The organism is Aeromonas sp. ASNIH1 (assembly GCF_002934285.1).
In the GTDB taxonomy this organism is placed as follows: Bacteria; Pseudomonadota; Gammaproteobacteria; order Enterobacterales; family Aeromonadaceae; genus Aeromonas; species Aeromonas caviae.
In genome coordinates, this window is record NZ_CP026228.1 from 1,862,285 (window position 1) to 1,872,500 (window position 10,216).

At 56.9% G+C, this 10,216-nt stretch carries 10 protein-coding genes (1 of these 10 only partly in view); all 10 read left to right on the forward strand.

Translation table 11 applies throughout. From position 1 onward, the window contains the following. Nucleotides 1–8: 8 nt before the first annotated feature. Entirely contained in the window at nt 9–4,313 is a 4,305-nt protein-coding gene (rpoC, locus tag C2U37_RS09030; protein ID WP_010675955.1) for a DNA-directed RNA polymerase subunit beta', read from the forward strand. Between the two features lie 197 nt (nt 4,314–4,510). Further along, a complete protein-coding gene (locus tag C2U37_RS09035) occupies nt 4,511–5,227 on the forward strand; it encodes a helix-turn-helix transcriptional regulator (RefSeq protein WP_010675954.1) in 717 nt (238 codons plus the stop codon). 26 nt (nt 5,228–5,253) lie between these two features. Next, a complete protein-coding gene (locus C2U37_RS09040; protein WP_010675953.1) occupies nt 5,254–5,634 on the forward strand; it encodes a RidA family protein in 381 nt (126 codons plus the stop codon). Nucleotides 5,635–5,720: 86 nt separating this feature from the next. After that, entirely contained in the window at nt 5,721–6,113 is a 393-nt protein-coding gene (tusD, locus tag C2U37_RS09045; RefSeq protein ID WP_043153907.1) for a sulfurtransferase complex subunit TusD, read from the forward strand. A gap of 9 nt (nt 6,114–6,122) precedes the next feature. Next, nucleotides 6,123–6,479: a sulfurtransferase complex subunit TusC gene (gene tusC, locus C2U37_RS09050; protein WP_041214281.1), complete on the forward strand. Its 357-nt coding sequence runs from the start codon at nt 6,123–6,125 to the stop codon at nt 6,477–6,479. A 7-nt stretch (nt 6,480–6,486) separates the two neighbouring features. Next, the gene (gene tusB / locus C2U37_RS09055; protein WP_041214282.1) at nt 6,487–6,765 is read left to right on the forward strand and encodes a sulfurtransferase complex subunit TusB; all 279 of its coding nucleotides are present in this window, start codon (nt 6,487–6,489) and stop codon (nt 6,763–6,765) included. 182 nt (nt 6,766–6,947) lie between these two features. Further along, nucleotides 6,948–7,322, forward strand: coding sequence for a 30S ribosomal protein S12 (rpsL, locus tag C2U37_RS09060; RefSeq protein ID WP_005306278.1), 375 nt, complete (start codon nt 6,948–6,950; stop codon nt 7,320–7,322). Nucleotides 7,323–7,415: 93 nt separating this feature from the next. Beyond that, nucleotides 7,416–7,886: a 30S ribosomal protein S7 gene (gene rpsG / locus C2U37_RS09065; protein ID WP_010675949.1), complete on the forward strand. Its 471-nt coding sequence runs from the start codon at nt 7,416–7,418 to the stop codon at nt 7,884–7,886. A gap of 75 nt (nt 7,887–7,961) precedes the next feature. Further along, nucleotides 7,962–10,067, forward strand: coding sequence for an elongation factor G (gene fusA, locus C2U37_RS09070; RefSeq protein WP_010675948.1), 2,106 nt, complete (start codon nt 7,962–7,964; stop codon nt 10,065–10,067). Nucleotides 10,068–10,121: 54 nt separating this feature from the next. Beyond that, on the forward strand, nt 10,122–10,216 hold the beginning of the coding sequence (gene tuf, locus C2U37_RS09075; RefSeq protein ID WP_005306325.1) for an elongation factor Tu. Its footprint extends 1,090 nt past the window's final position; only the first 95 of its 1,185 coding nucleotides appear in the window; the start codon lies at nt 10,122–10,124; the stop codon falls past the right edge of the window.

The window sequence follows — 10,216 nt, forward strand, 5'->3', positions numbered from 1 at the left end:
GGAAACACGTGAAAGACTTACTCAAGTTTTTGAAGGCTCAGACCAAGACCGAAGAGTTTGACAGTATCAAGATCGGTCTGGCCTCTCCTGACATGATCCGCTCCTGGTCATTCGGTGAGGTCAAAAAGCCTGAGACCATCAACTACCGGACTTTCAAGCCGGAGCGTGATGGTCTGTTCTGCGCCCGTATCTTCGGACCGGTGAAGGACTACGAGTGTCTGTGCGGCAAGTACAAGCGCCTGAAACACCGTGGTGTGATCTGCGAGAAGTGCGGTGTAGAAGTGACCCAGACCAAGGTCCGTCGTGAGCGCATGGGCCACATCGAGCTGGCCAGCCCGACTGCCCACATCTGGTTCCTGAAGTCCCTGCCGTCCCGTATCGGTCTGCTGCTGGACATGACCCTGCGTGACATCGAGCGCGTGCTGTATTTCGAATCCTATGTAGTGATCGAACCCGGCATGACCAACCTCGAGCGCAGCCAGATGCTCTCCGAAGAGAACTATCTGGACGCACTGGAAGAGTGGGGCGACGAATTCGACGCCAAGATGGGTGCCGAGGCCATTCTGGCTCTGCTGCGCGCCATCGATCTGGAAGGCGAAGTCAAAGCCATGCGTGAGGAGCTGGATCAGACCAACTCCGAGACCAAGCGCAAGAAGACCACCAAGCGTCTGAAGCTGATGGAAGCCTTCCTGCAATCCGGCAACAAGCCGGAGTGGATGATCATGACAGTGCTGCCCGTGCTGCCGCCGGACCTGCGTCCGCTGGTACCGCTGGACGGCGGTCGTTTCGCGACCTCCGATCTGAACGATCTGTACCGTCGCGTGATCAACCGTAACAACCGCTTGAAGCGTCTGCTGGATCTGGCTGCGCCGGACATCATCGTGCGCAACGAAAAGCGCATGCTGCAAGAGTCCGTGGATGCCCTGCTGGACAACGGCCGTCGTGGTCGTGCCATCACCGGTTCCAACAAGCGCCCGCTGAAATCCCTGGCCGACATGATCAAGGGTAAGCAAGGTCGTTTCCGTCAGAACCTGCTGGGTAAGCGTGTCGACTACTCTGGTCGTTCCGTTATCACCGTAGGTCCGACCCTGCGTCTGCATCAGTGCGGTCTGCCGAAGAAGATGGCACTTGAGCTGTTCAAGCCCTTCATCTACGGCAAGCTGGAATCCCGCGGTCTGGCGACCACCATCAAGGCCGCCAAGAAGATGGTGGAGCGCGAAGAAGCCGTCGTTTGGGACATCCTGGACGAAGTGATCCGCGAACACCCGGTTCTGTTGAACCGTGCACCGACCCTGCACCGTCTGGGTATCCAGGCGTTTGAACCGACTCTGATCGAAGGCAAGGCCATCCAGCTGCACCCGCTCGTCTGTGCCGCCTATAACGCGGACTTCGACGGTGACCAGATGGCGGTCCACGTACCGCTGACCCTGGAAGCCCAGCTGGAAGCGCGCGCCCTGATGATGTCCACCAACAACATCCTGTCGCCTGCCTCCGGTGAGCCGATCATCGTTCCTTCCCAGGACGTGGTCTTGGGTCTGTACTACATGACCCGTGCCCGTATCAACGCCAAAGGCGAAGGTATGGTGCTGTCCGGTCCGAAAGAGGCCGAGAAGGTCTACCGTGCCGGTCTGGCCGACCTGCATGCTCGCGTCAAGTGCCGCATCACCGAGTACGTGAAGAACGAAGCCGGTGAGCTGGTTGCCAAGACCGAGATGAAGAACACCACCGTTGGTCGTGCGATCCTGAGCCTGATCCTGCCCAAAGGCATGGAGTACGCGCTGATTGACGAGCCCAAGGTACTGACTGCTGCAGAGCAGGCTGACTTGGACGCCAACCCGCAGAACTGGATCAAGTGCGTCTCCAACAAGGCGCTGGGCAAAAAGCTCATCTCCCGTCTGCTGAACACCTGCTATCGCAAGCAGGGCCTGAAGGATACCGTCATCTTCGCTGACCAGCTGATGTATACCGGTTTCCACTACGCGGCCCTGTCCGGTGCCTCTGTTGGTATCGATGACATGGTCATCCCGGATGCCAAGAAAGACATCATCGCTGCTGCAGAAGCCGAAGTCGCCGAGATCCAGGACCAGTTCCTGTCCGGTCTGGTGACCGCGGGCGAACGTTACAACAAGGTTATCGATATCTGGGCCAGCGCGAACGATCGCGTCTCCAAGGCCATGATGGACAACCTTTCCAAGGAGCGTAACGTCAACTCCCTGGGCGATGAGGAAGAGCAAGCCTCCTTCAACAGCATCTTCATGATGGCCGACTCTGGTGCGCGGGGCTCCGCCGCCCAGATTCGTCAGCTGGCCGGTATGCGTGGCCTGATGGCGAAGCCGGATGGCTCCATCATCGAAACGCCGATCGTGGCGAACTTCCGTGAAGGTCTGAACGTACTGCAGTACTTCATCTCCACTCACGGTGCTCGTAAAGGTCTGGCGGATACCGCACTGAAGACAGCGAACTCCGGTTACCTGACCCGTCGTCTGGTTGACGTGGCCCAGGACATGGTGATCACCGAGGACGATTGCGGCACTACCGACGGTCTGTGGATGACTCCGCTGATCGAGGGTGGCGACGTGGTCGAGCCGCTGCGTGAGCGCGTGCTGGGTCGTGTGGTGGCCGAAGACGTGATCAAGCCGGGTACCGAGGATGAAGTGCTGGTAGCGCGCAACACCCTGCTCGACGAGCAGCTGTGTGACCTGCTGGAGCGCAACTCCGTCGACCGCGTGAAGGTGCGTTCTGCCATCACCTGTGAGACCGACTTCGGTAACTGTGCTCACTGCTACGGCCGTGATCTGGCCCGTGGTCACCTGGTTAACAAGGGTGAGGCTGTCGGTGTTATCGCCGCTCAGTCCATCGGTGAACCGGGTACCCAGCTGACGATGCGTACCTTCCACATCGGTGGTGCCGCATCCCGAGCGGCTGCCGAGAGCAGCATCCAGGTGAAGAACACCGGTAGCATCAAGTTGCAGAACGCCAAGTTCGTTCTGAACAACTCTGACAAGCTGGTTATCACCTCCCGTTCTACCGAGCTGACCATCATGGACGAGATGGGCCGTACCAAGGAAAGCCACAAGCTGCCTTACGGTTCCGTGCTGGAAGTGAAGGATGGCGAAGCGGTGAACGCCGGTGATACCGTCGCGAACTGGGACCCGCACACCCACCCGATCATCACCGAAGTGGCGGGTCGTCTGCACTTCGAACACATGATCGACGGTGTGACCATCACTCGTCAGACCGACGAGCTGACCGGTCTCTCTTCCATCGTCGTGCTGGATGTCAACGAGCGTCCTAGCGCCGGTAAAGAGATGCGTCCGACCGTGAAACTGGTCGACCTGAATGGCAAGGATGTGATGATCCCGGGCACCGACGTTCCCGCCCAGTACTTCCTGCCGGGCAAGGCGATCGTGAACCTGGAAGATGGTGCCAACGTGGGCGTGGGTGACGCGGTTGCGCGTATCCCGCAAGAGTCCAGCGGTACCAAGGACATCACCGGTGGTCTGCCGCGCGTTGCGGATCTGTTCGAAGCACGTCAGCCGAAAGAGCCGGCCATCCTGGCCGAGATCTCCGGTACCATCTCCTTCGGGAAAGAGACCAAGGGCAAACGTCGTCTGGTCATCACCCCGACCGATGGTGGCGAGATCTATGAAGAGATGATTCCGAAATGGCGTCACCTCAACGTGTTCGAAGGTGAAAAAGTTGAGAAGGGTGAAGTGCTGGCGGACGGTCCCGAGTCTGCTCATGACATCCTGCGTCTGCGCGGTATCAGCCCGGTCGCCAACTACATCGCCAACGAAGTGCAGGACGTTTACCGTCTGCAAGGCGTTAAGATCAACGACAAGCACATCGAAGTCATCGTGCGTCAGATGCTTCGCAAGTGCGAGATCCTGAGCGCTGGCGACACCGACCTGATCGAAGGTGAACAGGTTGAAGTGGCCCGTGTGAAGATTGCCAACCGTAAACTGGTTGCCGAAGGGAAGACCCCGGCTACCTACCGTCATATCCTGATGGGTATTACCAAGGCATCTCTGAGCACCGAGTCCTTCATCTCCGCGGCTTCCTTCCAGGAGACCACCCGCGTGCTGACCGAAGCAGCCGTTGGTGGCAAGCGTGATGAACTGCGCGGCCTGAAAGAGAACGTGATCGTGGGTCGTCTGATCCCGGCTGGTACCGGCTTTGCCTACCACCACAGCCGCATCAACCAGCGTGCCGCCGCAGCCCGTGCTGTCGGTGTGCCGCAGGTGACTGCCGATGAAGCTCAGCAAAACCTGGCGGATCTGCTCAACGCAGCCGGCAGTTTTGACGAAGAGTAATCTTCCGCTGCAGTGATCGAAAAGGGCCCCTTCTAGGGGCCCTTTTTTTATTTCCCATCCGGCGCCCAGCGTGCACTGGGCTGGGGCAGGGGGATGATCCAGTGCAAGGTTATAGAGCAAAAAATCAAAAAAAGTTGACATTGCCCCGTCGCAACTGAAAACTCGGGAAAGTTGAATGGGTATTACAGGGGTAGAACATGGCTGTCGGTATCGAGGAAGTACTGCTTCCCGAAGAGCAACTGAGCGGTCGCGCTTTTACAGACGAAGACAGGGAGCTGTTGCGTTCATATGGGGGCCTTATCGAAGGCCTGGCCGATCTGTTCGGCAAGCACTGCGAGGTGGTGCTCCACTCCCTGGAAAATCTGCATGAGTCCGTGATCCAAATAGCGAATGGTTTCAATACGGGTCGAACTCTGGGGGCGCCGATCACCGATCTCGCCCTGCGGATGCTCAAGGATATCGAGAGCACGGGTCAGGATCACACCCAGAGTTATTTTGCCCGCAGTCGGACCGGTGCCTTGATGAAGTCGAGCACCATCGCCATCCGTAACCGCGACAAGCAGGTGATCGGCCTTATCTGCATCAACCTGCACATCAATGCACCTTTCCACGAGTTCGTGGCCGAATTCTTCCCGACGCCACAGCAGGTGGAGCGGCAATCACCGGAGACCTTCGCCAACAGCGTCGAAGAGCTGGTTGCCCAGACGGTGGACAACACCATCGACGAGATCAATCGTGATCCCTCCGTGGCCAACAATGCCAAGAACCGTTTTATCGTGACCCAGTTGTTCGAGAAGGGCATATTTGATATCAAGGATTCGATCAACCTGGTCGCCGACAAGCTGAATATTTCCAAACATACCGTGTATCTCTACATCCGACAGCGCAAGCAGGGTGAAGAAGAGAGCGAGTAAGCGCCATAGATAGGGGATAGATAACAATGGCTAAAGAAGTGATTGCAACCGACAAGGCGCCTGCCGCAATTGGCCCTTATGTCCAGGCTACCAAGCTGGGTGAGCTGGTCTTTACCTCCGGGCAGATCCCGCTCGATCCGGCCACCATGGACATCGTTGCCGGTGGCATCGAGGCTCAGGCAGAGCAGGTGATGAAGAATCTGGTCGCAGTCTTGAAAGCCGCAGGGGCCGATACCAGCAAGGTACTGAAGACCACCTGCTTCCTGAGTGACATGAACAACTTCGTGGCCTTCAACCAGGTGTATGCCCGCTACTTTGGCGAATCCGCTCCGGCACGTTCCTGCGTGGAGGTCGCTCGTCTGCCCAAGGATGTGCTGGTCGAAGTCGAAGCCATCGCTTACGTCTGAGCCTGTTTCATTGCAAAAGCCCCTCCCAGGAGGGGCTTTTGCGTCTATGAGGTAGAATGGATGCACCGCTGTGCAGGAGTGCGATCATGAGTCTGAATTTTGCTCTGCTGGTCACCGGGCCCGCCTATGGCACCCAGACGGCCAGCACGGCCTATCGTTTTGCCCTGAGTCTGGTCGAGCAGGGACACCGCTTGTCCCACCTCTTCTTCTATCAGGAGGGGGTGTGCAATGCCAATGGCCTCCATACGCCAGCCAGCGATGAGACCGACCTGGTGGCGTTGTGGCGCGAGTTGGCCATCCAGCAGGGCATCCGCATCGATGTGTGTGTGGCTGCGGCCATGCGCCGTGGCGTGCTGGATGAGCAGGAGGCCAAGGGAATGGGACGGGAGCATTTCAATCTGGAAGCCCCATTCTGCCTGAGCGGGCTCGGTCAGTTGGCGGAAGCCGCACTGACCGCTGATCGCTTCGTACAGTTCTAGGGGGACAAGATGACCAGAATAGCGTTTATCTCACGGCGTGGTCCCCATGGTTCGGCGAGTGGTCGGGAGGGGCTGGATGCCCTGCTGGCCACCTCTGCATTGACGGAGTCCCTGGCCCTCTTTCTGGTGGGCGATGGCGTGATGCAACTGGTGAGGGAGCAATCGCCACACGCCATATTGCAGCGTCACTACGCCCCGACCTTCAAGATGCTGGAGCTGTATGACATCGAGGAGGTCTATGTCTGTGCGGTGTCACTGGCTGAGCGAGGACTGACGGCGGCGGATCTGCTAATCCCAGTTATTCCGCTCTCTCCTGCGGAAATTCGCCGTAGCTGGGCGGGTTTCACCACCCACATCTGCTTCTGAGGTGCCCGTGATACAGCTGATATTGAACTCTCCCTTCATGAGCCAGGATCTCGAGTTGGCGTTGCGTTACCGCATGGAAGGGGATCTGGTGGTGTTGATGCAGGATGCCGTGATGGCGGCTGCTGCCCCCGGGTGGTGCGAGCGCTTGGCAGAGGTCCCCCTGTACGTCATGAAGGAAGACCTGCAAGCGAGAGGTTTGTCACCCGGGATCGGTATGGAACTGGATATGCCGGGTTTGATCAGGTTGATCGCCGAGCACGGATCACCGCAGACCTGGGGCGCTTAGGTTTGGTTTTTCCTTTTTATCTCAGTTGCTTAGCATAATGTCATTCGACTGTCATTTGCCATTTCGGTGTGCAAATTGTATAAATCTTGACTCCCCAGACAACAGGGCATAAAATTTCGCGTCCCCGTATCTGCGGGGAGGATTTTTCACACGTTTATGAAGTCATTATCAGGAGCCTTTTGATGGCAACTATTAACCAGTTGGTTCGCAAGCCACGCATCAAGCTCGTTGTGAAAAGCAACGTGCCGGCGCTGGAAGCGTGCCCTCAGAAGCGTGGCGTATGCACCCGTGTATACACCACCACCCCGAAGAAGCCTAACTCTGCACTGCGTAAAGTATGCCGTGTACGTCTGACCAACGGCTTCGAAGTCACCTCCTACATCGGTGGTGAAGGTCACAACCTGCAAGAGCACTCTGTTGTTCTGATCCGTGGCGGTCGTGTAAAAGACTTGCCAGGTGTTCGTTATCACACCGTTCGTGGTGCGTTGGACTGTGCCGGTGTTAAAGACCGTAAGCAGGCTCGCTCCAAGTACGGCGTGAAGCGTCCGAAAGCTTAATGGTTCTCCGTTAAGTAAGGCCAAACGTTAATTCGTTTCTAGTTAGATAACTTTCTAGTTTTGGGTAACCCCTGAAGTTACGGAGAATTTGAAATGCCAAGACGTCGTGTTGTTGGTCAGCGTAAAATCCTGCCGGATCCCAAGTTCGGGTCTGAGCTGCTGGCTAAATTTGTCAACGTAGTAATGGTTGACGGTAAGAAATCTGTTGCAGAAGCCATCGTTTATGGCGCCCTGGACATCATTGCCACCAAATCTGGCAAAGAGCACCTGGCCCTGTTCGAAGTCGCTCTGGACAACATTCGTCCGGCGGTCGAGGTTAAATCTCGTCGCGTCGGTGGTGCAACCTATCAGGTGCCGGTAGAAGTTCGTCCGGTACGTCGCAATGCTCTGGCAATGCGCTGGTTGGTTGATGCCGCTCGTAAACGTGGTGAAAAATCAATGGCTCAGCGTTTGGCTGGCGAGCTGCTGGATGCCGCTGACAATAAGGGTTCGTCTGTCAAGAAACGTGAAGACGTTCACCGTATGGCTGAAGCGAACAAGGCCTTCGCTCACTTCCGCTGGTAATCCGCTTGCGCAGGGTCTTATGACTCTGCGCACCTTTAATTATCTGGGGACAAGCGCCCTAGTAAGAGGATGACAATGGCTCGTACAACCCCCATTGAGCGTTATCGTAATATCGGTATCTCCGCTCACATCGACGCCGGTAAGACTACTACTACCGAGCGCGTTCTGTTTTACACCGGTGTAAGTCACAAGATCGGTGAAGTTCACGATGGCGCCGCCACCATGGACTGGATGGAACAGGAACAAGAGCGTGGTATCACCATCACCTCCGCCGCGACCACCGCTTTCTGGTCCGGTATGGGTAAACAGTTCCAACCGCACCGTATCAACATCATCGATACCCCGGGCCACGTTGACTTTACTATCGAAGTAGAGCGTTCCATGCGTGTTCTGGATGGCGCCGTGATGGTGTACTGTGCCGTAGGTGGCGTACAGCCCCAGTCTGAAACCGTATGGCGTCAGGCTAACAAGTACAAGGTTCCCCGTATCGCGTTCGTCAACAAGATGGACCGTACCGGTGCTAACTTCCTGCGCTGCGTTGAGCACATCAAGACCCGTCTGAAAGGTAACCCGGTTCCTCTGCAACTGAACATCGGTTCCGAAGAGAACTTCAAGGGCGTTATCGATCTGGTCAAGATGAAAGCCATCAACTGGAGCGAAGCTGACCAGGGCGTATCCTTCGACTACGAAGACGTCCCGGCCGAGCTGCTGGAACAGGCGCAAGAAATGCGCATGAACCTGGTTGAAGCCGCTGCTGAAGCGTCTGAAGACCTGATGGAAAAATACCTGGGTGGTGAAGAACTGACTGAAGAAGAGATCAAGAAAGCTCTGCGTCAGCGTGTTCTGAACAACGAAATCATCCTGGTTACCTGTGGCTCCGCGTTCAAGAACAAGGGCGTACAGGCCATGCTGGATGCCGTGGTCGAGTACCTGCCGGCTCCGACCGACGTTGCTGCTATCGACGGTCTGAAGCTGGATGGCGAGACCAAGGACGAGCGTCACGCTTCCGATGACGAGCCGTTCTCTGCTCTGGCATTCAAGATTGCTACCGACCCGTTCGTGGGCAACCTGACCTTCTTCCGTGTTTACTCCGGTGTGGTCAACTCCGGTGACTCCGTGCTGAACTCCGTTAAAGAGAAGCGCGAGCGTTTCGGCCGTATCGTTCAGATGCATGCCAACAAGCGTGAAGAGATCAAAGAAGTTCGCGCAGGCGACATCGCTGCTGCCATCGGCCTGAAGGACGTCACCACCGGTGATACCCTATGTGACGAAAGCGCACCGATCATCCTGGAGCGTATGGAATTCCCGGAGCCGGTAATCTCCATCGCCGTTGAGCCGAAATCCAAGGCTGACCAGGAGAAGATGGGTCTGGCTCTGGGCCGTCTGGCTCAGGAAGATCCGTCCTTCCGCGTATGGACCGACGAAGAATCTGGTCAAACCATCATCGCCGGTATGGGTGAGCTGCACCTGGACATCATCGTTGACCGTATGCGTCGCGAGTTCAAGGTAGAAGCCAACGTAGGTAAGCCGCAGGTTGCCTACCGTGAAACCATCCGCAACACCGTCAAGGACATCGAAGGCAAGCATGCCAAGCAGTCCGGTGGTCGTGGTCAGTACGGTCACGTCGTTATCGACATGTACCCGCTGGAAGAAGGCAAAGCCTACGAATTCGTCAACGACATCAAGGGTGGCGTGATTCCGGGCGAATTCATCCCGGGTGTTGACAAGGGTATCCGCGAGCAGCTGAAGTCCGGCCCGCTGGCAGGCTATCCGGTAATGGATCTGGGTGTGCGTCTGCACTTCGGTTCCTACCACGATGTCGACTCTTCCGAACTGGCGTTCAAGATCGCTGCTTCTCTGGCGTTCAAGGCTGGCTTCATGAAGGCCAACCCGGTACTGCTCGAACCGATCATGAAGGTCGAAGTCGAGACTCCGGAAGACTACATGGGCGACGTGATCGGTGACCTGAACCGTCGTCGCGGCCTGATCGAAGGCATGGAAGATGGCCCGTCCGGCAAGATCGTACGTGCGTTGGTGCCGCTGGCCGAAATGTTCGGTTACGCCACCTCCCTGCGTTCTGCTACCCAGGGTCGTGCTTCCTACGCCATGGAATTCGCCAAGTATCACGATGCCCCGACCAACGTCGCCCAGGCCGTGATCGAAGAGCGCAAATCCAAGTAATTTAAGATTCCCCGCCTACGACGGTAGGCGGGTTTAACCTAGAAGGACTACGTCGTGTCTAAAGAAAAATTTGAGCGTAATAAACCGCACGTAAACGTCGGCACCATCGGCCACGTTGACCACGGTAAAACCACCCTGACCGCCGCCAT